The 21861-nt window shown below is 75.2% G+C and carries 25 protein-coding genes and 1 pseudogene; 10 read left to right on the top strand and 16 right to left on the bottom strand.

Annotation, left to right across the window (positions count from 1 at the left end):
* The first annotated feature begins 14 nt into the window (after window positions 1-14).
* Window positions 15-320, top strand: coding sequence for an ArsR/SmtB family transcription factor (locus GCE86_RS23350; RefSeq protein WP_154228911.1), 306 nt, complete (start codon window positions 15-17; stop codon window positions 318-320).
* A gap of 37 nt (window positions 321-357) precedes the next feature.
* The gene (locus GCE86_RS23355) at window positions 358-996 is read left to right on the top strand and encodes a DUF4232 domain-containing protein (RefSeq protein WP_154228912.1); all 639 of its coding nucleotides are present in this window, start codon (window positions 358-360) and stop codon (window positions 994-996) included.
* 75 nt (window positions 997-1071) lie between these two features.
* Here the strand turns inward: GCE86_RS23355 and GCE86_RS23360 are convergent, their stop codons facing one another.
* Complete coding sequence (locus tag GCE86_RS23360) at window positions 1072-1413, bottom strand: winged helix-turn-helix domain-containing protein (RefSeq protein WP_425280841.1); 342 nt, start codon at window positions 1411-1413, stop codon at window positions 1072-1074.
* Here GCE86_RS23360 and GCE86_RS23365 point away from each other — a divergent pair.
* Complete coding sequence (locus GCE86_RS23365) at window positions 1295-1552, top strand: hypothetical protein (protein ID WP_154228914.1); 258 nt, start codon at window positions 1295-1297, stop codon at window positions 1550-1552. The two genes, GCE86_RS23360 and GCE86_RS23365, sit on opposite strands and share 119 nt — an antisense overlap.
* 71 nt (window positions 1553-1623) lie before the next feature.
* Here GCE86_RS23365 and GCE86_RS23370 read toward each other — a convergent pair.
* The 3 genes and pseudogenes from GCE86_RS23370 to GCE86_RS23380 form a co-directional block, all read right to left on the bottom strand.
* Window positions 1624-2068 (bottom strand): annotated as a pseudogene (locus tag GCE86_RS23370) (DoxX family protein).
* A gap of 117 nt (window positions 2069-2185) precedes the next feature.
* The gene (locus tag GCE86_RS23375) at window positions 2186-3064 is read right to left on the bottom strand and encodes an ABC transporter permease (RefSeq protein ID WP_154228916.1); all 879 of its coding nucleotides are present in this window, start codon (window positions 3062-3064) and stop codon (window positions 2186-2188) included.
* On the bottom strand, window positions 3064-5934 hold the full coding sequence (locus tag GCE86_RS23380) for an alpha/beta fold hydrolase (RefSeq protein ID WP_154228917.1): 2871 nt from the start codon (window positions 5932-5934) through the stop codon (window positions 3064-3066). The genes GCE86_RS23375 and GCE86_RS23380 overlap by 1 nt, the downstream gene beginning before the upstream one ends.
* Window positions 5935-6311: 377 nt before the next feature.
* Between GCE86_RS23380 and GCE86_RS23385 the strand changes: the two genes are divergently transcribed.
* From GCE86_RS23385 to GCE86_RS23415, 7 genes are read left to right on the top strand one after another with little or no spacing between them, the layout of a single operon-like run.
* Window positions 6312-7481, top strand: coding sequence for a hypothetical protein (locus GCE86_RS23385; RefSeq protein ID WP_154228918.1), 1170 nt, complete (start codon window positions 6312-6314; stop codon window positions 7479-7481).
* Window positions 7468-10149, top strand: a complete 2682-nt coding sequence (locus GCE86_RS23390) for a nitrate- and nitrite sensing domain-containing protein (RefSeq protein ID WP_154228919.1) — start codon at window positions 7468-7470, stop codon at window positions 10147-10149. Before GCE86_RS23385 ends, GCE86_RS23390 begins: the two co-directional genes overlap by 14 nt.
* Window positions 10146-10610, top strand: coding sequence for a roadblock/LC7 domain-containing protein (locus GCE86_RS23395; RefSeq protein WP_154228920.1), 465 nt, complete (start codon window positions 10146-10148; stop codon window positions 10608-10610). The genes GCE86_RS23390 and GCE86_RS23395 overlap by 4 nt, the downstream gene beginning before the upstream one ends.
* Window positions 10607-11056 carry a DUF742 domain-containing protein gene (locus tag GCE86_RS23400; protein ID WP_154228921.1) on the top strand — a complete coding sequence of 150 codons (450 nt, stop codon included), beginning with the start codon at window positions 10607-10609 and terminating at the stop codon, window positions 11054-11056. The genes GCE86_RS23395 and GCE86_RS23400 overlap by 4 nt, the downstream gene beginning before the upstream one ends.
* Window positions 11034-11789: a GTP-binding protein gene (locus GCE86_RS23405; RefSeq protein WP_204343216.1), complete on the top strand. Its 756-nt coding sequence runs from the start codon at window positions 11034-11036 to the stop codon at window positions 11787-11789. Before GCE86_RS23400 ends, GCE86_RS23405 begins: the two co-directional genes overlap by 23 nt.
* A 43-nt stretch (window positions 11790-11832) precedes the next feature.
* On the top strand, window positions 11833-12312 hold the full coding sequence (locus GCE86_RS23410) for a hypothetical protein (protein WP_154228922.1): 480 nt from the start codon (window positions 11833-11835) through the stop codon (window positions 12310-12312).
* A 43-nt stretch (window positions 12313-12355) separates the two neighbouring features.
* Window positions 12356-14578, top strand: a complete 2223-nt coding sequence (locus tag GCE86_RS23415) for an AAA family ATPase (RefSeq protein WP_154228923.1) — start codon at window positions 12356-12358, stop codon at window positions 14576-14578.
* A gap of 6 nt (window positions 14579-14584) precedes the next feature.
* Here GCE86_RS23415 and GCE86_RS23420 read toward each other — a convergent pair whose 3' ends face one another.
* The 12 genes from GCE86_RS23420 to GCE86_RS23475 all read right to left on the bottom strand — a co-directional run bounded on the left by GCE86_RS23420 (window position 14585) and on the right by GCE86_RS23475 (window position 21774).
* Entirely contained in the window at window positions 14585-14938 is a 354-nt protein-coding gene (locus tag GCE86_RS23420) for a gas vesicle protein K (protein ID WP_244317045.1), read from the bottom strand.
* Entirely contained in the window at window positions 14935-15156 is a 222-nt protein-coding gene (locus GCE86_RS23425; RefSeq protein WP_154228924.1) for a gas vesicle protein, read from the bottom strand. Before GCE86_RS23425 ends, GCE86_RS23420 begins: the two co-directional genes overlap by 4 nt.
* Window positions 15147-15947 carry a GvpL/GvpF family gas vesicle protein gene (locus GCE86_RS23430; protein ID WP_154228925.1) on the bottom strand — a complete coding sequence of 267 codons (801 nt, stop codon included), beginning with the start codon at window positions 15945-15947 and terminating at the stop codon, window positions 15147-15149. Before GCE86_RS23430 ends, GCE86_RS23425 begins: the two co-directional genes overlap by 10 nt.
* Entirely contained in the window at window positions 15931-16308 is a 378-nt protein-coding gene (locus tag GCE86_RS23435) for a gas vesicle protein (protein WP_091267322.1), read from the bottom strand. Before GCE86_RS23435 ends, GCE86_RS23430 begins: the two co-directional genes overlap by 17 nt.
* A gap of 1 nt (window position 16309) precedes the next feature.
* The gene (locus GCE86_RS23440) at window positions 16310-16657 is read right to left on the bottom strand and encodes a gas vesicle protein GvpO (protein WP_154228926.1); all 348 of its coding nucleotides are present in this window, start codon (window positions 16655-16657) and stop codon (window positions 16310-16312) included.
* Window positions 16654-17001, bottom strand: coding sequence for a gas vesicle protein GvpG (locus tag GCE86_RS23445; protein WP_154228927.1), 348 nt, complete (start codon window positions 16999-17001; stop codon window positions 16654-16656). Before GCE86_RS23445 ends, GCE86_RS23440 begins: the two co-directional genes overlap by 4 nt.
* A 4-nt stretch (window positions 17002-17005) precedes the next feature.
* On the bottom strand, window positions 17006-17761 hold the full coding sequence (locus GCE86_RS23450; RefSeq protein WP_154228928.1) for a GvpL/GvpF family gas vesicle protein: 756 nt from the start codon (window positions 17759-17761) through the stop codon (window positions 17006-17008).
* A gap of 1 nt (window position 17762) precedes the next feature.
* A complete protein-coding gene (gene gvpJ, locus GCE86_RS23455; RefSeq protein ID WP_244317047.1) occupies window positions 17763-18185 on the bottom strand; it encodes a gas vesicle protein GvpJ in 423 nt (140 codons plus the stop codon).
* A 2-nt stretch (window positions 18186-18187) separates the two neighbouring features.
* Window positions 18188-19450: an SRPBCC family protein gene (locus tag GCE86_RS23460; protein ID WP_154228930.1), complete on the bottom strand. Its 1263-nt coding sequence runs from the start codon at window positions 19448-19450 to the stop codon at window positions 18188-18190.
* Between the two features lie 2 nt (window positions 19451-19452).
* On the bottom strand, window positions 19453-19920 hold the full coding sequence (locus GCE86_RS23465) for a hypothetical protein (protein ID WP_204343215.1): 468 nt from the start codon (window positions 19918-19920) through the stop codon (window positions 19453-19455).
* Window positions 19921-20210: 290 nt separating this feature from the next.
* Window positions 20211-20720: a GNAT family N-acetyltransferase gene (locus tag GCE86_RS23470; RefSeq protein ID WP_154228931.1), complete on the bottom strand. Its 510-nt coding sequence runs from the start codon at window positions 20718-20720 to the stop codon at window positions 20211-20213.
* Window positions 20721-20871: 151 nt separating this feature from the next.
* Window positions 20872-21774 carry a hypothetical protein gene (locus tag GCE86_RS23475; protein WP_154228932.1) on the bottom strand — a complete coding sequence of 301 codons (903 nt, stop codon included), beginning with the start codon at window positions 21772-21774 and terminating at the stop codon, window positions 20872-20874.
* Window positions 21775-21861: the final 87 nt, after the last annotated feature.

Here is a 21861-nt window from a genome sequence, read left to right on the forward strand (position 1 = left end):
GTTACGCTGGTCACATGGAGCTGCACGAACCCGAACTGCGCGACGTCCCGGTCACCGCCGTGCTGGCCGCCCTGGCCGACGACGTCCGGCTGCAGATCGTGCGCGCCCTCGCCGAGGGCGGCGAGTACGCGTGCGGCACGTTCGAGTTCGGGGTCTCCAAGGCGACCCGCAGCCACCACCTGAAGGTGCTGCGCGAGGCCGGCCTCACCCGGACCCGGGTGGCCGGCACGAGCCGCTACGTGCGGCTGCGCCGCGACGAGCTGCAACGCCTCTACCCGGGGCTGCTCGACGCGGTCCTCGCCGCACCCGCCCGCGCCTGACCGCCGCCAGGGCCTCCGCAACTGACATGATCGTCGGGTGAAGACGGCGGCGGCACGGATCGGAGCCCTGGCGGGCGTGGCCCTGCTCGCCGCCTGCACACCAACGCCGACGCCCCGTCCCGTCTCCGCACCGGCCCCGCCCACCCCGGCGCCCAGCACGTCACCGCCCCCGCCCGCCTGCTCGCCGGAGGGGATCCGCATCACCGAGCTCGGAGTGAGCGCCGCCATGGGCCTGCGGGCCATGGGGCTGGAACTGGTCAACTGCGGTGACCGCCCGTACGAGCTGCGCGGTTACCCGGCGCCCCGCCTCCGGGACGCCGACCGGGACCCGCTGAAGGTGACGATCATCCCGGGCGCCCGGCCGATCACGTCCGGCTTCGACCAGCCGCCCACCCGGATCGTCCTGCGCCCCGGTGAGCGGGCCAGCGCCGCGCTGCTCTGGCGCAACCTGGTCACCGACGCCACGGTGGTGGCGAGCAACGGGGCCTATCTCGACGTCGCCCCGCTGCCGGGCCGGCCGGCGTACCCGGTAGAGCTGGACGGGCCGATCGACCTCGGCAACACCGGCCGCCTCGGGGTGAGCGCCTGGAAGCGCTACAACGGCCCGTCGGCGACGCAACCGCCGGCCCCGAGCGGCCCACCCTCCACGGCACCGACCCCCGACAGCCGCCTCTGAGGGTCACCCCGGTTGAGATCTTGGTAGGAAACGGCCCTCAGAGGGGCCTTTTCGTACCAAGATCTTCCGCGGCCATCAGTGCGATGGGTGCGAGCCCTGGTCGCGGACATAGACACCTCGGCCCTGGTGCCCCTCCACGAGCCCCTCCGCTCGGAGGATCAACATGGCCGAGCGGATCACCTGGGTCGAGACTCCGTACTGGGCGCAGAGCTCGGAGATCGACGGCAGCTTGTCGCCCGGTTTCAACTCTCCCGTACGGATCTGCGTGTGACCCGCTGCGTCCACCTCCGGCCGGCCGATGAACCCGATGAACGCAGCCCGCTGGATCGTCCACCTGCCGACGACCCTGACCAGCCTCGACGACGTACGCACCCTTGCCACGTCACTGCGCATCTCGCTCGGCCACGTCAGCGCCATCGACTTCGGCGAAACGACACTCAGCGAAGAGGACCGGCAGTTCGTGCGTACCCGGGTCTGGTGCGACGCCCGGCTGCCGGGCGTCGGCCGCTGCGACCTGCCGAACGATCACGTGGTTCCGTGCCGCTCAGCGGGATGACGCCGTCAGATCTTGGTAGCAAACGGCCCCCCGAGGGGCCACTTCCTACCAAGATCTCGGGGAACAGTCGGTCAGGCCGGGACCGAGGGACGGGCGACGGTCTCGGTGGCGACTCCGCGGCGGCGGGAGAGCAACGCGTCCAGGGCCCAGTTTGCCCGGGCCGAGCACCGCCACGAGCAGGAACGACCAGCAGAAGAGCGCCGCCAGCTCGCCGCCGTTGTGCAGCGGCAGCGGGTGGTCCGGCTGGTGCACCACGAAGTACGCGTACGCCATCGAGCCGGAGGCGAGCAGGGCGGCGGGCCGGGTGAGCAGGCCGACGAGCACCAGCCCGCCACAGACGAGCTGGATGAGAGCGGCCCACCACCCTGGCCACTCGGCGAAGGGGAGCGCCTGCCCGGTCATCGGGTTGCCGCCGAGGATGCCGAAGAGTGAGGCCGCGCCGTGGCAGAGGAAAAGCACGCCGGTGACCATGCGGAAGAGGGACAGGACGGGGCCGTTCAGCCGTGCAGGAACCATCGTGACCTCCTGAAACGTGACGGACGTAGTCCCAGGATGGCCGACGACTTTATCGAAGTTAATAAATTCTTTGTTAACGGGACGCCCGCGTGGGAACGCTCCCAACATGTGAGCCCCTCAGCTTGTTACGTCCTTCCGGGTGAACCGCCAGTAGGCCAGACCCCAGAACACGGTGGCGTAGGCGATCGCCGAGATGGCGCCGCGCACCACGTCGTCGGTCTGCACCGGCGTGGAGAGCAGCCCCAGCCAGGCGCTGCTGAAGTGGGTGGGCAGAAACGCCCGCAGGCCACCCAGCGCGGTGATCTGGTCGAGGATGCTCGAGAGGATCCAGAGCAGCACCGCGCCGCCGACCGCGCCGAGCGCGGCGTCCGTGGTCACCGAGAGCAGGAACGCCAGCCCGGCCACCACCAGCAGGACGATCGCCAGGTAGCCGAGCACGGCGAGCAGCCGGACCAGGCCCTCGGCCGGGGCCAGCTCGGCGGCGACCTGGCTGCGCAACGGCGACCAGCCGTACCGGAGGGTGCCGGCGAGCAGGGCGGTGCCCGCGAGCAGCACCAGCGCGAGCGCCGAGTAGGCGAGCGCGACCACCAGCTTCACCGTGAGCAGCCGGGCCCGGGGCACCGGTACGGCCAGGAGGTACCGCAGGCTGCCCCAGCTCGCCTCGCTGGCCACCGTGTCGCCGCAGAACAGCGCCACCACCACGACCAGCAGGAAGGACGACGACACGAAGATCGAGAAGAGGGTGAAGTTCAGCCCACCCGAGGTGGCGAGGTCGACCAGGCTGGAGAACTCGTTGCGGCCGTTCCGGTCGTCGTTGCCGGAGTCGAACTGGAACGCGATCAGGATGATTAGCGGCAGCAGCACCATGAACCCCAGCGCGAGCTGGGTACGCCGGCGCGACGCCTGCCGCCGGAACTCGGCCCGGAACGGCAGGGTGGCCGACGGCCGGTAGCCGGCGGCGGCCCCGATCGGTCCGACAGTGGAGGGCTGTGCCATCACCGGTCCCCGCTTCCCCGAGAGTTCTCGCCCACCAGGGCGAGGAACGCGTCCTCCAGGCGGCGCCGGGGCACCACCCGGTCCACCCCGATGCCGGCCCGGACCAGCTCGGCCACCACCTCGCTGCGGGCGGTGCCGTTGGTGTCCACCACCAGCCCGCCGTCGCCGTCGGGCAGCACCCGTACGCCCGCCAGCCGGTCGAGCACGTCGCGCGCCGCGTCCGGGTCGCTCACCTCGAACAGCACGCTCGGCGACTCGCCGACGATCTCCTCGACCGGGCCGGACGCGACGATCCGCCCCTTGTTCACCACCACGGCGTGCGTGCAGGTCTGCTCCACCTCGGCCAGCAGGTGGCTGGAGACCAGCACCGCCCGCCCGTCGGTGGCGTAACGCTGGAGCACGCGGCGCATCTCGGCGATCTGCGGCGGGTCGAGCCCGTCCGTCGGCTCGTCGAGCACCAGCAGTTCGGGCAGACCCAGCATGGCCTGCGCGATGGCCAGCCGCTGGCGCATGCCGTGGCTGTAGTTCTTCGTCCGCCGGTGCACCGAGTCGCCCAGCCCGGCGATCTCCAGCGCCTCGTCGAAGTGCGCGTCCGCCCAGGGCCGCCCGGTCGCCCGCCAGTACGCCCGCAGGTTCGCAAGGCCCGACAGGTGCGGCAGGAAGCCGGGCCCCTCGACCAGCGCGCCGATCCGGGAGAGCACCGGCGAGCCGGGCACCAGCCGGTGCCCGAAGACGTAGATCTCGCCGGCGGTGGGCTGGGTCAGCCCCATGAGCACCCGCAGCGTGGTGGTCTTGCCGGCGCCGTTCGGCCCGAGCAGGCCGACCACCTGGCCGGGGTGCACCTCGAAGTCCACGTCGGAGACGGCCACGAAGCCGTCCGCGTACTCCTTGCGCAGGTTGCGGACGGCGAGCGGCACGCCCGCGTACGCCGGGTGCACGGAGCTGTCCTGGCGGCGGTGCCGGCGGCGGGCGACCAGGACGACCACGACGAGCCCCACCGCGATCGCGGCGAGCAGGCCGGCCAGCACCCAGCGCCAGACCGTGGCGGTGGTGGGGATGGGCGTGGCGTCGACCGTCGGCAGCACCAGCGGGCCGGCACCGAGCGCCACGGTGTGCACGGCGGGCTCGGCCGGCGTGGCGTACGCCTGGTCGGAGGTCGCCACCACGATCCGCAGCCGGTGCCCGGCCTCGATCCGGCGGACGATCGCCGGCAGGGTGACGGTGACCGGTTGTGCCGCCTCGACGGTCTGCGGCAGGCCGGTCAGCCGGACCGGCGCGACCAGGCCGTCCGGCAGCGTGGCCGCGCCCTGCGGGTCGACGTCGTAGAGCTTCACGAACAGCACTGCCGCGCCGGTCGCGGAGGCGGCCCGGATCCGCACGGTCGGCGCGCCGACCACGTCGACCGGGTCGGTCAGCGGCGCGGACTCGAAGCGGGCGTGCTGGCCGGGGATGTCGCCGGCCACCCCGTCCAGCAGCGAGCCGAGCGCCCCGGCGAACGGCACCGACGAGATCGCCGCCGGGTTGCCGTTGGGCGGGTTGGCGATCGCCTGGTCCGGCCCGGCCAGCGTCACCTCGCGGCGGCCCTGCCCGGTCACGCCCGGATAGTCGGCCGTGCGGAAGCCGGTGGCCACCAGGCCCCGGTCGAGCGCGTCGAACCCGGCGATCCGGGAGAAGGTGAAGCTGTCGCCGGGCGCCGCCCCCTCGCCCTTGACGTAGTGGTCGAGCCACTGCGCGGTCAGGAACTTCACCCGGTCGGAGTCCGAGGTCGGTCCGGCGCCGCCGTCGTGGCCGCCGGTGAACCAGGCGACCCGCACCGGGGTGCCGGCGGCGGCGATGCCCCGGGCGTTGGCGTCCGCCTCGGTGAGCGGGAACAGCGTGTCCGCCTCGCCCTGCACCAGCAGGGTGGGCGCCGTGATCCGGTCGAGCACCCCGGCCGGCGAGGAGCGGCGCAGCAGGTCGACCGCCGGGCCGTCGGCCCGCCCGGTGGTGGCGATCCGCAGGTACGCGGCGCAGACGTCGGCGGCGAACCGGCCGCAGGACGGGTCGGCGGGGCCGGCCGGGCCGCGACCCGGGCCGGTGCCCGGCCCGCCAGCGGGCTGCGGGCTGGGCGCGCCGGCCGAGGCCGGGGCGCCCTCCGGCTGGGCAGCGGTCGTGCCGGAGAGCCCGGCCGGGCCGGAGCCGGCGTTGCCGCCGCCGCCGAAGAAGATGCCCGCCCAGCCCTTCTTGAACACGCCCTCGGTGGGCGCCTTGCCGGTGTTCTCGGGCAGGAAGGCGCGGGACAGGTCGTTCCAGGTGATCATCGGGACGATCGCGTCGACCCGGCGGTCCTGCGCGGCCAGCAGCAGGGCCAGGCCGCCGCCGTACGAGCCGCCGACCACGCCGACCCGCGGGTCGCCGGCCGCGTCGAGGCGGATGTCCGGGCGGGCGGCGAGCCGGTCGAGCAGGCGCTGGGCGTCCCGCACCTCGTAGTCGGGGCTGTCCAGGTGGATCTCGCCGCCGCTGCGGCCGAAGCCGCGCGCGGTCCAGGTCAGCACCGCGTATCCCCGGGCCGCCAGGTCCTCCGCGTCGGGCTGGACCGACTCCTTGGTGCCGCCGAACCCGTGCGCCAGCAGCACCGCCGGAACGCGGTGCCGCGCCGAGGCGTCGCCGGGCACGTAGAGCGTGGTGTCCAGGTCGACCGGCTGGTCGCCGGAGGGTCCGGACCGGACGGTCACCACGGCCGACTCGGTGCGGAAGTCGGCGCGGTCCGGGCGGGCCGCCCAGACCAGGGCGGCGGCGACCAGGACGACCACCACCACCGCGGCGACGAGCCGGCGAGGGCGGCCGGCCAGGGCGCGCCGGATCCGCGCGACGGGCAGCGGTGATCTCATGCGGCACACGGTACGGGCCGCCGGCTGAGCATTCCCTGAGATCCGCCGTACGTCCGTCCGGTTGCGCCGTTCGTTGTCCGGGTCCCGTCGACCGCGGAAGGTCCAGAGCGTCCCAGCGGGATGAGTTCGGATTCCGTGAAATCACATCTACGAGCGCAAATGCCGCCGATGCCACCTTCTCTCCGCCCATATCGGACGCTCCGTAGGCCCAAGGTCAACCGGATGTGATGTGACTCGAAGTGACGCGAAGCCGACTCGGCGACCACGGTCCCACCCGCACCCGCTTCGACTACTTTTCCGGTCCGGTGCACGGGACTGCGGAAACGGCGACCTCCCGGCTCCGGACCATCCCCCGCCGTCGCCGGAGGAGACCGACCATGACCGTCCCCGCGCCGCGGGTCCGCCGACGGCCCTCCGTACCGGGCCGTGCCCTGCCCCTGCTGCTGGTGCTGGCGCTGCTGGCCCCGCTGGGGCTGCTCTTCGCCCAGACCGACGGGCACACCGGCGACGACCACGACCTGGCCGCCCGGGAACGGCTCGGCGTCCGCTACCTGCGCGCGCTCGGGCCGGTCACCGACGCGCTGACCGACGCGCAGACCACGGCGGTCGCCGGCCGGCCGGTCTCCCGGGCGGCGCTCACCGCCGCCATCGAGCAGGCGGCGCAGGTGGACAGCGCGATCGGCGACAGGCTCCGCACCCGGGAACGCTGGGCCGGGGTACGCGCCAAGCTGGAGGCGCTGCCGGAGCGCGGGCTCACCGACCCGGAGGCGGCCTTCCAGGCGTACGGCGAGGTGACCGACCTGCTGCTGGCGCTGCACCGGAAGGTCCGCGAGGCGTCCGGCCTGGTCCGCGACCCGCGCTCCGACTCGTTCTTCGTGCAGGACGCCATCGGCGCGGACCTGCCCGCGGCCATGGTCGCCGCCGGCCGCCTCGCCGACCTGGCCACCCTCGCGCCGAACCGGCCGGCCAAGGACCGCCCGAGGACCGTCGCGGAGCTGGCCGAACTCCGGGTCGCCGCGCTCGGGCCGGCCACCGACCTGGTGGACGACCTGCGGGCGGCCGTGGACAGCTCGGAGAGCACCGACCTCGGCCCGACCGTGCTCACCCCGCTGGACACCTACCAGCGCTCGGTGGAGGCGCTGGCCGCGTTCTCGGCGCCCGCCGGGGCGGCCGGTCCCGACCCGGTCCAGCTCGGCGCCGCGCGGCGCGGCGCGCAGTCGGCCGCCGGCGAGCTCCGGCGGGTGATCCTCGACCAGCTCGACGCGCTGCTGGCGGATCGGCTCGACGGGCTCGACCGGGACCGCTGGCTGGCCCAGGGCGCCGTCGCCCTGGCCGGTGTGCTGCTCGCCGTGCTGGCGGGGGTGCTGCTCAGCGCGCTGCGGCGCGCCCGCCGCCGGGCCGCCGAGGCCGACCGCGAGCCCGCCGAGGCCGGCCCGGCCCCGGCGCCGGCCCACCCGGACTCCCCCGGCTACGGCGAACTCCTGGCGGTCGGCGGCGGGCGGGCCGGCGACACCGAGCGGTGGGGGCCGTTCGATGCTGCTCGGTAGGCTCCGGATCCGGGGCCGGCTCGCCCTGCTGGTGATCATCCCGCTGCTCAGCATGGTCGGGCTGGCCGTGCCGGTCGTCCTCGACCGGGTCGCCGCCGCGCAGCGGGCCGCCGACACCGCCGACACCGTCCGGGTGTCCAGCCGCATCGGCACCCTCGTGCAGGACCTCCAGCAGGAACGGCTGCTGTCGGTGGGCTACCTGCTGGGCCGCGTGACGCGCACCGAGCTGATCCAGAAGTCGGCCACCGTGGACGACCGGGTCGCCGACCTGCGGGCCGAGTCGCTGCCGGCGCCGGTCCGGACGGCCCTCGACGGGGTGCGCACCCTGGGCGACCTGCGGACCGCCGTGCTCGCCGGCAAGGCCACGCCGGACGACATCATGGGCGCCTTCCGCACCGTCGACATGGCGCTCATCGAGTCGCTCCGGCTGCCGTTCCAGGTCGACACCGGCACCTCGGCCGGGCGGCAGGTGCTGGCGCTGGACGCACTGCTCCGCGCCGACGAGGGGCTGGGCGCCTGCGCCACGCTGATCGTGCTGGTCAAGACGACGGGCGATCCGCGGGTGGCCGGCTCGTACATCGCCTGCATGGCCGGCCTCGAGGTGGACAACCAGCGGTTCCGCAGCCTCATCACGCCGGAGCAGTACCGGCTGGCCATGCTGGACGACGCGGCGGTCGCCGCGCGGACCAGCCCCACCTTCCTCGTCGACAGCGTCAAGGACCCGGTGGCGGCGATCGCGGCCGTGCCGATCGACGCGCTGTTCCCCTCGGTCCGCTCGATGATCACCCTCGGCCAGTTCGTGGAGAAGAAGATCGTCGCCGACGTCATCGCCGAGACCCGGAACGAGCAGCGGGACGCGCTCGCCGCCGCCTGGCTGGTCAGCGCGGCGGCCGTCCTGATCCTGCTCACCGTGGTGCTGCTCGGCATGGCGGTGGCCCGGACCGTGGCCCGGCCGCTGACCCGGCTCACCCGCTCCGCGGACCGGGTCGCCCGGGTCGCCGAGGCGGAGCTGACCCGGGTGGTCGACGACGAGGCCGAGGCCGTCGCGCCGGTCCGCCTCGACCCGATCGACGTGCGGGCCCGGGACGAGATCGGCGACCTGGCCCGCGCGTTCGAGCGGGTGCAGCGCACCGCCGCGCGGCTGGTCGAGCGGCAGGTGGCCGGCCGGCGCAACGTGGCGCAGATGTTCGGCCACGTCGGCCGGCGTACGCAGAACCTGGTCGGCCGCCAGATCGCCCTCATCGACCGGCTGGAGCGGCAGGAGACCGACCCCGGGCGGCTGGAGCACCTGTACCGCCTCGACCACATCTCCAGCCGGCTGCGCCGGAACGCCGGCAGTCTCGTGGTGCTGTCCGGCGCGACCGGGTCGGACGGTCACGTCGCGCCGGTGCCGCTGGGCGACCTGGTCCGGCTCGCGCTCGGCGAGATCGAGGACTACACCCGGGTGGACGTGCAGGTCCCGTCCGGCGTGTCGGCGGGGCCCGCGACCGCCGGCGATCTGGTGCTCGCGCTGGCCGAGCTCATGGAGAACGCCACCGCCTTCTCCCCGCCGCACACCCGTGTGCTGGTGGTCGGCGAGCAGACCGATCGCGGCGCCCGGCTCACGGTGGTCGACCGGGGCATCGGCATGACCGAGGAGCGCCTCGCCGCGGAGAACGCCCGGCTCACCCGCCCGGAGCGGCTCGACCTGGCCCCGACCGAGGTGCTCGGGCTCTTCGTCGTGGGCCGGCTGGCCCGGCGGCACGGCTGGAGCGTCCGGCTGGCCGCGACCGCCGGCGGCGGGGTGACCGCCCACCTGGACATCCCCGCGGCCCTGCTGGTGGTCCGGCGTCCGGAGCGGGCCGGCGCGACCGTGGCGCGGGCCTCCGTGCCGGCCCGGGAGCGCCGGGCGCTGCCCGAGCCCGCCCGGCTCCCGGCCGCCGGCGAACCGGCCGTCTTCGACGCGGCGCTGCTGAGCCGGGCCACCCGCAGCCTGGCGGCCGGGGAGACCTGGAACGCCTTCGGCAGCCCGGCCGTCGAACCCGGGACGGCCGCCGACGGGCCGCCGCGCGCCTGGCCACCCACCGAGGCGCCCGTGACCCCGGCACCGGCCGTCCCCCGTCCTGGCACCGACCCGCCGACCCCGGTCGTCGGCCCGGCACCGGCCGCTCCCCCGGCCGCCGGGCCGGCGACCGGCCTCCCGCCGGCCGGCCCGGCCCCCGCACCCCTGCCCGCGGGACCGGCCGTCCCGTCGCCGTCCCCCGGCCTCGCGGGACCGGCCCTCGCGCCGCCGTTCCCCGTGCCGGCCGCGGCCGGGCCGCTGATCCGGCAGCGGGTGCCCGGGGCGAGCCTGCCGCCCGCCGCGCCGCAGGCCGGCGGGCCGGTGACCGCCGGCAGCGCCGACGCGGCCATGGTCCGGGCACTGGTCGAGGCGTTCCAGGACGGGGTACGCCGGGCCGAGGACGACGCCGCACCGGCCGTGCCCACCCCCGGCCGGCCCCGGCTCAGCCGGCGCGTGCCCGGGGCGAACCTGGCCGTGTCCGCGGCACGGGCCACCCCGCCGGCCGACCCGGAGCCCGGCGACCCGGCCGAGGTCCGCGACCTCATCACGGAGTTCGAGGCGGGCGTCGCCCGTGCTCTGCGCGAAGTCAGTCCAGACCGCCGCTACGAAGAGGACCCATCACGGTGACCAGCCCGTTCCTGCACGACAACGCCGACCAGACCACCGCCGGCGGCCTCAGCCCGGAGGCGCGCACCTTCAACTGGCTGCTCGACTCGTTCACCTCCAGCACGGCCGGGGTGATGGAGGCGATCGCGGTCTCCTCGGACGGGCTGCTGATGGCCATGTCCGCCATCAAGGACCGGTCCAACGCGGAACGCCTGGCCGCGGTCGTCTCCGGCATGACGAGCCTCGCCGGGGGCGCGGCCAGCTGGTACGACCTCGGCGGATTGAACCGGGTGATCGTGGACATGGCCGAGGGCTACCTGCTGATCAGCGCGATCAGCAGCGGGTCGGTGCTCGGCGTGGTCGCCGACCGCTCGGCCAACCTGGGCACCGTGGCGTACGAGATGACGCTCTTCGCCGGCCGGGCCGGCGGCGCCCTGACGCCCCGGTTGATCGCCGAACTGAAGAACGCCGTCCAGCAATGACCCCGGACGCGGCGGGCGAGGACCCGGAGCCGGAGCCCGGCGCCCGGATCCGCCCCTTCCTGCACGCGCCCTCCCCCGGCCCGGGGCCGGACGCGGGCGGCGGGGAGCCGGCCGGGCCGCGTCCGTTCGTGCTGACCGCCGGCCGGGTGGACGGCGATCCGGCGATCGGCCTGGAGACCCAGGTGACCGTCCGGCCGGAGAGCGGCTCGTGGGCGGTGATCGCCCAGCTGGCCCCGGAACTGGCGACGATCGTGGCGCTCTGCACCGAACCGATCTCGGTGGCGGAGATCTCCGCCCGCACGCGGATGCACTTCGGCGTGACCCGGGTGCTGGTCGGCGACCTCCGCGCCGCCGGGCACCTCGACGTGCATCCCGGTGCCGCCGACGACGCCCTCGACCCCGACCTCATCCTGCGAGTGATTGATGGACTCCGTGCGATCTCCTGAATGGCCGGCGGCCGCCGCGGGCGGTCCGGCCACCAACAGCGCCGCCACCCGGTACGCCGCCCCGGCCAACCCGGCCCCGCCGGCCGGCCGCGCCGCCCCGCCGGTTCCACCACCGCCGCCGTACCGGCCGCCCCGGGTGGCCGTCCCGACGGTCGGTCCGGTGGCGGGGCCGCGCGCACCCGTTCCCGTGAAGATCCTCATCGCGGGTGGCTTCGGGGTGGGCAAGACGACCACGGTGGGCGCGATCTCGGAGATCGCCCCGCTGACCACCGAGGCGGAGATGACCAGCGCCGGGATCGGCGTCGACGACCTGGCCGCGGACTCGGACAAGACCACCACCACGGTGGCCATGGACTTCGGCTGCGTCACCATCGACCGCAGCCTCAAGCTCTACCTCTTCGGCACGCCCGGCCAGGCCCGCTTCGGCTTCATGTGGGACGACCTGGCCCGGGGTGCGCTCGGGGCGCTCGTGGTGGTCGACAGCGCCCGGCTCGACGACTGCTACCCGGCCATCGACTTCTTCGAGCGGGCCGGGCTGCCGTTCGCGGTGGGCGTGAACGCCTTCGACGGCCGGCTGGCCCTCGACCTGCCCTCGATCCGCTGGGCGCTGGCGATCGGCGAGCACGTGCCGCTGGTGCAGTTCGACGCCCGGGACCGGCTCTCCGTACGGGACGCGCTGCTGGTCGTCCTGGACCGGGCGCTGGACCGGGCGACCCGGGAGAAGGGGGCCTGAACCGGCCGTCGGTTCGACCCGTGATCACGGAAGGGGTGACGTGATGAGAGGTGATCTGGACGAGACCCTGGCCCGGCTGGCGCGGCGCGAGGAGGCGCGGCGCCGCCGGACGCCGCTGCCCGGCGAGCCGGCCGAGCCGGCCGAAGAGACGGAGTGGGACGAGCGGGAGGGACGCGCGGGGCACGGCGCGTACCGGTTGCGTGGGGGCGACCGGCCGCAGCGGCGGGACCCGGTCGAGGAGGTGGCCGAGGTCGTCCGCCGGGTGGTCGCCGAGCACCCCGGGCTGGCCGTCGTGGTGCGGGTGGAACTGGGTGGGCAGGCGTACCCGTTGCGGGTCGCCTGGTCCGGCCCTGAGGTGACGATCGGCCCGGCGCCCGCGCCGGCACCCCCGCCGGCCTGGCCCATGTCGGTGAAGACGGTGCCGGCGCCCGGGCAGGACGGGGTGGTCACCGACCCGGCGGCCCGGCTGGCCGAGATGATCCGGCGCGACCCCTCGCTGCTGGACGACACGGACCCACGCTGAAGCCGCCCGGCACGACGTGGTGCCGGCGGCTACTGTCGGGCGGGTGGCGGAACCCGACCTGACCCTGACCGCGAGCCTGCGGCCGGCGGCGCTGGACGCCCGGCGCGGCGTCGTCCGCCTGCACCCCGAGGTGCTGACGGCCCTGGCGCTGCGCCCCGGCGACCCGGTGCGGCTGACCGGCCGCCGGGTGACCGCCGGCATCGCCGCACCGGCCGAGCCGACCGCGAGCAGCGCCCTGCTCTACGCCGACGACCTGCTGCTGGGAAACCTGGGCCTGCGTGACGGCGGGCAGGTCACCGTGAGCCCGCTGCCCGCGACACCGGCGCGGCGGCTCACCCTGGCCGGTCCGGTCGGCGTCGTCGCCGCGGTCTCCCCGGAGATGCTCCGGCTCGCCCTGCTCGGCAAGGTGGTCACCGCCGGGGACGACGTCTCGCTGCTGCCCCAGGACGTGCTCCCCGACGCCGCGCTCCGCGGCCTGGTCGAGGCCGCCCGCCGCAGCCTGGCCACCACCGTGGGGTACGCCTGGACCAGCACCCTGCTCACCGTGGTGTCGGCCGAGCCCGCGACCGGCGCGCTGGTCACCATGGACACCGTGGTCGGCTGGGAGCACGGCCCGGCCACCCGCGGCTCCGGCCCGGCCGGCGACGCGGGTGCCCCGGCCCCGGCGGAAGCGGCGCCGGCCGACGGTCTGCTCGGGCCCGAGGACGCGCCCGACGTGGACGAGCTGCCCGGGCTGCGCACCCAGGCCGAGGAGCTGACCGAGCTGCTCGACCTGGGCTTCCACCACCGCGAGGTGCTGGGCCGGCTCGGCACCACCGTCTCGCTCGGCGTGCTCGTCGCCGGACCGGCCGGCTCGGGCAAGTCGGCGCTGGTCCGCGCGGTCGCCGCCCGGGTCCGTGCCCGCGTACGCCCGCTGTGGGGTCCCGAACTGGCCGCACTCAGCAACGACGCGGCCGCCCGCCGGCTGCGCGAGGCCGCCGCGGCGGTCCGCGCCAACGGACCGGCCGTGCTGCTGGTCACCGACGTGGAGGCGGTCGCTCCGGCCGACGAGCCCGGCCCGCTGGCCACGGTGTTCCGGCAGGTGGTCGCCGAGACGGTCGGCGCCGGCGCGGCGGTGGTCTGCACGACCGGGCGCCCCGAGGCGGTGGACCCGGCGCTGCGCGCCCCGGACCTGCTCTCGCTGCGGATCACCGTGCCGCTGCCCGACGCGGCGCTGCGCCGGGAACAGCTCACCGTGCTCACCCGGCAGGTGCCGCTGGCCGAGGACGTCCGGCTGGACGAGGTGGCCGCCCGTACGCCGGGGTTCGTCGCCGCCGACCTGGCCGCGCTGGTCCGGGAGGCCGGGGTGCGGGCGGCGCTGCGGCAGAAGACGGCCGAGAAGCCGACCGTGGCCATGGCCGACTTCACCGGCGCGCTGGAGGTGGTCCGGCCGACCACGATGGCGGCGTCCACCCTGGAGCTGGCCTCGGTGACCCTGGACGACGTCGGCGGCCTGCACGAGGTCAAGCAGACGCTGACCGAGTCGGTGCTCTGGCCGCTGACCTACCCGGACACCTTCGCCCGGCTCGGCGTGACGCCGCCGCGCGGCGTGCTGCTCTACGGGCCGCCCGGCTGCGGAAAGACCTACCTGGTCACCGCGCTGGCCGGCTCGGGCCGGGCCAACGTGCTGTCGGTGAAGGGCGCGGAGCTGCTCTCCAAGTGGGTCGGTGAGAGCGAACGGGCGGTACGCGAGCTGTTCCGCCGGGCCCGCGAGGCAGCGCCCACCCTGGTCTTCCTCGACGAGGTGGACGCCCTGGCCCCCGTCCGCGGCCAGGCCACCGACGGGGGCACCACCGACCGGGTGGTCGCCGCCCTGCTCACCGAGCTCGACGGGGTGGAGGCGCTGCGCAACGTGGTGGTGGTCGGCGCCACGAACCGGCCGGAGCTGGTCGACCCGGCGCTGCTCCGCCCCGGCCGGCTGGAACGCCTCGTGTACGTGCCGCCGCCGGACGGCCCGGCCCGCGCCGAGATCCTCCGCGCGGCCGCCCGGCACGTCCCGCTCGCGCCCGACGTGGACCTGACCGCCCTCGGCGCGGAGCTGGACGGCTTCTCGGCGGCCGACTGCGCGGCGCTGATCCGGGAGGCGGCCCTCGCCGCTATGCGCGAGTCGCTGGCCGCGAGCACGGTCACCGCGGCGCACGTCGAGGCGGCCCGCACCCGCGTCCGCCCCTCCCTGGACCCCGTCCAGCTCGCCCTGCTGGAGGCCTACGCCGCCACCCGGCGGTGAGCCGGCTCAGTCGGTGGGCAGCAGCGGGCCGAGCGGGCCGAGGTCGAGGTTGAGGTCCTCGGGTGCGAGACCGAAGTACTCGCGGAGCTGGGTCATCTGCTCCTCCAGCGCCATCAGCGTGGCGCCCACCCGCTCGACCTGCTCGTCGGTCAGGTCGCCGAGGTCGACCCGGCGCAGCGCCTGCCGTTCCATGAGCTGCCGGAGCAGCTCGATCACGGTGAGCACCAGACTGGCGAGCCCGCGCTCGACCGAGTCCTGGTCGACGGCGAGCCGGCGGTCCAGCGGCCGGACCCGGGGCGCCCGCCAGGCCGGCTCGCCCAGCGCCGCCGCCAGCTCGGCCGCCTCGTCCCGGCCCGTCACGGTGCCGCCTCCGGCTCGGGCGGGGCGAGCGCGCCCACCGAGGCGATGAGCGCCCGCAGCGAGACGCGGACCAGGTCGATGTCCGCGATGGCAAGGGTGATGTCCCCGGTGATCACCACGCCGGTGGCGAGCACCCGGTCGAGCAGGTCGACCAGCGCCACCGGCCGGTAGGTCAGCGGGTCGTCGGCGCTGTTCGGCGCCAGCGTGGTCACGCCCATGCCGGCTCCGCCTCCGGTTCCGCCACGAAGGAGTACGGCGGCCAGGGGCCGGTCAGCTCCATCCGCAGCTCCGGGTGCCGCTGCGCCAGCTCGCGGGCCAGCCCGGCGAAGCCGTCCCAGCGGTCCCGGTCGACCAGGTACGCCCCGTTGAGCACCATGGCGGTGGGCGCACCGGAGAGCCGCCGGTCCTGCGGGGCGTGCCTTCGGGCGGCGACCGCGTACCCCGCGAGGGCGGCGTGCACGGCGGCGGCCCCGTCGGCCGCGACCCGCTGCCCCTCCTCCCGGGCGGTGAGCTGAGCCTTGCGCCGCCGCAGGTACGCCGCGCCGGCCCCGCCCCCGCCGGCGGGTTCCTCGACCTGCGGGGTGGCGCCGGGCACCACGTACCCCTTGACGCCCCACTCCGCGCGGCCGGCGAGCCGGGCCAGGGTGCCGGCCAGCTCGTCGTGCCGCTCGACCAGCACCCGGGCCACCCGGTCGTCGTCACGGTGGACGGTGGCGAGCCGGGCCGGCACCACGGCACCGGACCGGGACAGCGCGTCCACCACGGCGTGGTGCGCCCGGGCGGCCCGCTCCAGCCAGGCCAGGTCCTCCAGGTTCCGGCGCAGCGCGGCCTCGCCGTACTCGCTGAGCGGGGCGTCGCTCACCACGGCGACCAGGCCGGCGGCGGCCACGGCCCGGACCGGCGTGCCGGCGATGCCCGGCAGCCCGGCCGGCGTGGCCGTCCCGGTGACCACGCCGTGCAGCCAGACGGCGGTGCCGGTGTCCCGGGTGGGGTCAGAGGTCGTGGTCATGCCAGCCCTCCCTCGGGTCCCGCTCGGCCCGGGCGGCGACCCGCGGCCGGCGGGACGCCTCGACCTCCTCGGGATCGCGCGGGCCCGGCTCGACCGGCGGGCGGGCCCGCGAGCTGAGCCACGGGTCGTGCTCCCACCAGTCGATGCCGATCTGCCGCGCCGTGTCCACCGAGGCGATGACCAGCCGTAGCTTCAGCGTCAGCAGCTCGATGTCGAGCAGGCTGACCCGGATGTCACCGGCGATCACGATGCCGCGGTCGAGCACCCGTTCCAGGATGTCGCCGAGGTTCGCCGGCTCGTGGCCGGCCGGCAACACCTGACCGGAGTTCTGCACGACGGACGGCGCCCGCCCAATGGTCATCTCAGTCCCCCTTGCCGCGCTGGTAGCGGCGCGTCCGCCGGTAGCCGAGCAGACTTCCGGTCATGTCCAGTTCGACCTCGTACAGGCCGAGCAGGTCGGTCGACGCCGGGATGCGGTGGTCCTCGACCACCTCCACCCCGATCCGCCAGCCGTCGTCGGTGGGCTGGATCGAGGTGACCCCGAGCGGATCCCTGCCGGTGAGCGCGACGATCTGGCGCAACCCCTCCCGGGCCGCCTCGGCAGCGCTGACCGCCTCCTCGTCGTCCTCGTCGAGATACCGCTCCTCGGCCCGACCGCCCCGGTCGCGCCACCGCTCCCGGTGGCCGTCGCCCCGGATCCGTGCCGTCATGGTCCTCCCCCTCGTCCGCGGCGCGCCGCACCGCGGCGGCCGCCGGCCGTACCCCGCCGGGCGGGTGCCGGCCGCCGGGGCCCGCCCTCCCGCTGCGGCGGGGTACGGTCCGTCCCGGCGGCCGGCCTGGTCAGCCGGTCCAGCACCTGCTGCTGCCCCCGGTCCCGCTCCTCCGGCGTGATGTCCCCGGCCGCCGCGGCCCGGTCCAGCTCCTCCAGCTCACGCCGGATGTTGACCGGGTTGTACTGCTGGGACTCGGCCTCCCGCGCCACCACCTTGACCAGCGCCGTGAGCCCGCGCACCGGCGCGTACGGCAGGGTCAGCAGCGTCCACAGGATGTCCACGCGGTCACTCCACCAGCTGGTGCGCGCTGACGAAGTCGTACGGGGCGAGCGGGCCGATCAGCCGCATCCGGATCAGGTCCCGCCGGCGCTCGGCGAAGTCCTCCACGGCCTGGACGAACTCGTCCTCGTCGTCGCCCTCCACGAGGAAGGAGACGCGCACCGCGTCCAGCTCGTGGCTGGGCGGGAGGGCGGTGTCCGCCACGGCGTACCGGCCCACCGCGTCGATCAGGTCGCGGTTCTCCGCCTCGCGGCGCAGCTCCACCGCCTGACTGATCATCTCGCCGAGCCGGATGCGCTGCTCCCGGCTCTCGATCTCCGGCCGGCCGCGCACCTCGTCGGCGAGGGCCGCGGCGGAGGCGTTCTCCGCCAGGAACCCGCTGATGAACTCCTGCTCGTCGAAGCGCCCGTGCACGGTGTACTGGAGCCGGTCCTCGACCTCGTCGAGGGCGGCGGCGAACCGGTCGTGGTGCGCGGCGAGCAGGTCCTCGACCGCGTCCTCGCCGGTCACCACCGTGCCGAACCGCACCGGCAGCACCGGCGCGACCACGGCCGTCCCGTCGAGCAGCCGCTCGTACGCGGTCAGATCGGCCGGCCGGCCCAGCGCCTCCTCCAGCCCGACCTCGCTGACCAGCGCGGCCAGCTCGCCGTGCCGGATCGCGATCACCTCGCCGGGCGGGGAGCCGACCCCCTCGGCCTCGGGGGTCGGCTCCACGTCGGACGGCACGATGCCGTAGATGAACAGCCCGTTCTCCTGAGCCATGTCAGCGCTCCTCGTCCCGCCGCCGGCGCGGCCGTTCCCGCTCCCGCTCGGAGCCGCCGTCCCGGAGCGAGTCGGCCACCGCGCCGCTGATCTCCTGGGCCGCCTTGCCGAGCCCGGAGATCGCCTTGCCCTTGGTGGCCGCGCCGGCCGCGTCGCCGACCATGTCCGGCAGGCCCTTCGTGCCCTTCGGCACGATGCTCAGCCGGTCGACCGCCTCGGCGAACCGCAGGTACGTGTCGACGCTGGCGATCACGATCCGCGCGTTGATCTCCAGGAGCTGGATGCCGACCACGGCGACCGACACCTGGGCGTCGATCACCACGCCCTTGTCCAGGACGGTCTCCACGACGTCGGCGAGGGTCCCTCCGCCGCCGCCGCTGGTGCGTTCCAGGGCGCTGCCCGGCTGTCCCGTCGTGGTTGCCACGGTCATTCCTCACGCTCCTCACGCCGGCGGCGCACCACCGGCCGTCGTGGTGTCTCGGGAGCCCGCCGGACCGGGCGCGGGCGCTCGGGGCGCGCCTCCCGCTCCTCGCGCGGCTGGGGGCGGCGCGCCCGTTCGGGCGCACGGCGGCGCGGCGGTTCCTCCTCCTCGGGCTCCTCGGCGTACTCGTCGTCGTCGAAGTCGTCGCCCTCGTCGTAGTCCGCGTACTCCTCCTCGTCGGGGGCGGGACGGCGACGCGGCGGCGGCGGCCGGCGGCGGCCGCGCGGGGCGGGCCGGCGCTCCTCCTCCGGCTCCTCCTCCTCGGGCTCCTCCTCCGGTTCCTCCTCGGGCTGCTCGGCGCGGCCCCGCCCGCGGGCCTTCCGCTCCTCGCGGCCCTCCCGCTCCTCGCGGCCCTCCCGCTCCTCGCCCTCGCGGGCCTCCTGCTCCTCGCGGAGCGCGGTCTCGTGGTCCTTGACCACCTGGGAGTCCTCGATCTCACCGCGCCAGCCCTCGACCGAGTCGGGGTCGAGCACGGTCTGCGTCATCACGTGCCGGACGAAGTGCTTCAGCTCCAGCCGGACCCGGCGGCCCTGGGCGCGCCACAGGTTGCCGGTGTGCTCGAAGAGGCCCTGCGGGTGGTATTCGAGCACGACCAGGATCCTGGTCAGCTCGGGAGCGACCTCGTGGAAGCTGACGGTGCCGTCGACGGAACCCTTCTCGCCCTTGGAGCGCCAGTGGATGAGCCGGTCCGGGATCTGCCGGACGATGGTCGACTCCCAGGTCCGGTGCGACCAGAAGACCTGCGCCTTCCAGGTCATCTTCCCGTCCGAGTCCCAGTCAGCCTGCTCGACCTTCTTCATGAAGCTCGGGAAGTCGCCGAACTGGGTCCACTGGTTGTAGGCGACGCGGACCGGAACGCCGACCTCGATGGTCTCGACGATGTTGGTGACCTTGAGCTTCTTGCCGCCGCCCTTGCCGCCCTTGCCGCCGCCGAACGCCGACATCAACTTCTCCTTACCGCCGGCCAGGCCGGCATGGAACATGGCCTTGACCGGGGAGTGGCCCTCGGCGAGCTTCTGGGCGCCGGTGGCGGCGGCGACCAGGCCGGGGCCACCGCCCTGCTTGGCGTACTCGCTGAGCCGGCCGGTGGCGCCCGTGATCTTCTCGGTGACCACGTGCACGGCCCGCTCGCCGATGGCCGAGGCCAGGTTGCGCAGCTCGTCGCCGAGCTGCTCCCGGGCGCGGTCCGTGAGGTTGCTGGTCGCCATGGTCACCGCCCCCGCTGCCGTCGCGCGACGACCGGGCGCCCGCCCCGGTCCGTCTCGTCCTCCGCGGTGGGCTGCTCGTCCAGCTCCTCCTCGTCGTCGGCGGCCGAGCGCCGGTCCTCCGCCGGCTCCTCCTCCGGCGGGCCACCCTCCGACCCGCCGCCGCCGGACTTCCGGCGCAGCGCGTCGGCGCTGCCGCGCAGCTTGCCGCTGAGCGCGTCGATGCCGCTGCCCGCGGCGGCGGTCGCCGCGGCCTTGCCGGCCGTGGCCAGCGGGGCGCCCAGCTTGCCGAGGCCGCCGAGCTGGGGGACGTTCAACAGGTCCGTGCCGAGCTGCTTCAGCCCGCCCGGTCGCTGGCTGGCCCGCCCGGCCGCCACGGCGGCGGCGAGGGTGAGGGCGGCACGCATCTTCTTCCGGCGACCGAGGAGGTAGCCGAAGCCCACCGCCAGCGCTACCCGTGCTCCGCTCTTCATCAGTTCTCCTTCGCTCCCCGGCGGAAGCGGACACCTCATCTGGAGCAGGCCCGGAAAGACAGCTGCCGGGGATCAGCGGAAAGGGGCCTGCGACCGACGTTCCGTATCAGCGGACCCGGCGGGCAGTACCCGTCACCCCAACGGCAAAACATTCCGGTGGGGCCAGGGAGACGCGTTTAACTCGCGGAATTGGAAACCCGGCTAGGTCTCGGTCAGACCACGCAAAACGGGCAGACAGGTCGAGTGGACCAGGGAAAACTCAAAACGCTTGACCGAGGGCAATCAGCGGTTCAATGCGTCGGCAAAGCCGAATCGAGACACATTCTTGCGCGCAGCTTTCCATTTTCCTCGCGCAATTCCGCACCGCATTTACGAAGAACGGATACGGCGCCCTGATTGTCCGGTGTCGTCTCGGCCACGACCGAGTGCATTCCGGCGGCAGCGGCGGCGTGCAGCAGTTCCCGCAGGGCCGCCGCGCCGAGCCCCTGGCCGCGCGCCGAGCGGCCCAGCCACATCCCGGTCTCCACCGTCCCCGGCTCGTCGCAGCGGGTCATCCGGACCATGCCGACCACCTCGCCACCGGCGACGATCGCGTACATCCGGGTGCGGGTGGGGCCGTCCAGCCCGCCGAAGCTCGCGCGGTAGAACTCGCGGAAGGCCTCCCGGCGGGCCAGCGACCATCCGGCCGGGGCCTGCACCGGGGGCATGACATCTTCCGGCTCCGCCTCGGCAGCCGCTACGGAGAGCAACGGCTCCAGGTTGCCTTCGTCCACCGGCTCCAGTCGTACGGCACCCCTCACGAGCCGCAGTCTGCCGGTCGTACCGGCCCAAGTCCACCCCTTTGGGCCTGGACTGCCGGTCCGGCGGAGGGGGTCGGCCGGTCGTACCCCCGGGGTGTTCCGCCTCACGCTCCGTTGTCAGCCGACCGGTCCTTCTTCGCCGTGAGGGTGCTCACTCGGCCCGGGCGAACTCGCAGAGCGCCACCGAGGCGTCGTCGGTCCGCTTGCGCCGGCGCAACCGGTCGGGGTGCTCCCGCTCGGCCGTCCGCACCCGGTCGATCAACCCCTCCGGGCCCTCGGCCGCCGTCACGTCGAGCAGGCCGGCCCAGTCGAAGAGGCCGAACTGGTCGACCGCGCAGGAGGCGCCGTCGCTGAGCAGCGCGGCCCGGCGCACCGCCCCCGGCCCGCGCAGCGGCAACGTCCCGGTCACCGCGTGGTACGCCGCGTCCGGGTCGGTGGCAGCCGCCCAGTAGCCGTGGGTCCGGTTCATCCGGGTCCGCTGCAGGGTCACCGCCCGGCGGAACCGGGTCGCCGGGTCGACGTCCCCGTCCGGCAGGGCGGCGGCGGTCCGGCGCAGGTCCACGAGCGCCGCGTCCAGCCGGTCGTCGGAGACCACGGTGATCCGGTCGCCGGTGTCGAGCACGAGCGGGCTGTCGCAGAGCACCAGGTAGTCCACCTGGTCGCCGCCCTCCCGGAGGAGACAGACGGTGGAGGACGGGGTGCCCGGGTGGTCCAGGTCGCACTCGCCGCCGTGGTCCGCCCGCACCGCCAGGATGGCCGCCGCCAGGCTGCTCATGAGCGTGGCCGCCGGGCGGGCCGCGACGGCCAGGCCGATCCGGGCGGCCAGGTGCCGCACGTACCAGGCGGGACCGTGCACGCACCCCGTGTCGAAGCCCTCCGGCACGGTCGCGCCGTCGAGGACACCGACCAGCGGGCCGAACCGGAAGACCACGTCCTCGTTCTCCAGCCGGCCGGGGGCCGGGTCGGAGGCGGAGCGTACGCGCATCATCGGCGCCGTCCCGACCGGCCGGGCCGGCCGGCTGCCGATCGGGTACCGGCGGTCTGGTGCCCCCATCCGTCTGCTCCCTCCGTCGCCGCCCGCCGCCTACCCGGAGCGCCGGGGCCCATGCCGGGGCGGGCGGACCCGAAGGGCGGTGCGGCC

It is taken from the genome of Micromonospora terminaliae (genome assembly GCF_009671205.1).
Taxonomy (GTDB): Bacteria; Actinomycetota; Actinomycetes; order Mycobacteriales; family Micromonosporaceae; genus Micromonospora; species Micromonospora terminaliae.

Excerpts from the sequence above, each read along its gene's own strand:
- GCE86_RS23350 (WP_154228911.1), top strand. The coding sequence starts at position 15 with ATGGAGCTGCACGAACCCGAACTGCGCGACGTCCCGGTCACCGCCGTG.
- GCE86_RS23365 (WP_154228914.1), top strand. The coding sequence starts at position 1,295 with ATGAACCCGATGAACGCAGCCCGCTGGATCGTCCACCTGCCGACGACC.
- GCE86_RS23360 (WP_425280841.1), bottom strand. The coding sequence starts at position 1,413 with ATGGCGCTGACGTGGCCGAGCGAGATGCGCAGTGACGTGGCAAGGGTG.
- GCE86_RS23375 (WP_154228916.1), bottom strand. The coding sequence starts at position 3,064 with ATGGCACAGCCCTCCACTGTCGGACCGATCGGGGCCGCCGCCGGCTAC.
- GCE86_RS23380 (WP_154228917.1), bottom strand. The coding sequence starts at position 5,934 with ATGAGATCACCGCTGCCCGTCGCGCGGATCCGGCGCGCCCTGGCCGGC.
- GCE86_RS23385 (WP_154228918.1), top strand. The coding sequence starts at position 6,312 with ATGACCGTCCCCGCGCCGCGGGTCCGCCGACGGCCCTCCGTACCGGGC.
- GCE86_RS23390 (WP_154228919.1), top strand. The coding sequence starts at position 7,468 with ATGCTGCTCGGTAGGCTCCGGATCCGGGGCCGGCTCGCCCTGCTGGTG.
- GCE86_RS23400 (WP_154228921.1), top strand. The coding sequence starts at position 10,607 with ATGACCCCGGACGCGGCGGGCGAGGACCCGGAGCCGGAGCCCGGCGCC.
- GCE86_RS23405 (WP_204343216.1), top strand. The coding sequence starts at position 11,034 with ATGGACTCCGTGCGATCTCCTGAATGGCCGGCGGCCGCCGCGGGCGGT.
- GCE86_RS23410 (WP_154228922.1), top strand. The coding sequence starts at position 11,833 with ATGAGAGGTGATCTGGACGAGACCCTGGCCCGGCTGGCGCGGCGCGAG.
- GCE86_RS23425 (WP_154228924.1), bottom strand. The coding sequence starts at position 15,156 with ATGGGCGTGACCACGCTGGCGCCGAACAGCGCCGACGACCCGCTGACC.
- GCE86_RS23430 (WP_154228925.1), bottom strand. The coding sequence starts at position 15,947 with ATGACCACGACCTCTGACCCCACCCGGGACACCGGCACCGCCGTCTGG.
- GCE86_RS23435 (WP_091267322.1), bottom strand. The coding sequence starts at position 16,308 with ATGACCATTGGGCGGGCGCCGTCCGTCGTGCAGAACTCCGGTCAGGTG.
- GCE86_RS23440 (WP_154228926.1), bottom strand. The coding sequence starts at position 16,657 with ATGACGGCACGGATCCGGGGCGACGGCCACCGGGAGCGGTGGCGCGAC.
- GCE86_RS23450 (WP_154228928.1), bottom strand. The coding sequence starts at position 17,761 with ATGGCTCAGGAGAACGGGCTGTTCATCTACGGCATCGTGCCGTCCGAC.
- GCE86_RS23460 (WP_154228930.1), bottom strand. The coding sequence starts at position 19,450 with ATGGCGACCAGCAACCTCACGGACCGCGCCCGGGAGCAGCTCGGCGAC.
- GCE86_RS23465 (WP_204343215.1), bottom strand. The coding sequence starts at position 19,920 with ATGAAGAGCGGAGCACGGGTAGCGCTGGCGGTGGGCTTCGGCTACCTC.
- GCE86_RS23475 (WP_154228932.1), bottom strand. The coding sequence starts at position 21,774 with ATGGGGGCACCAGACCGCCGGTACCCGATCGGCAGCCGGCCGGCCCGG.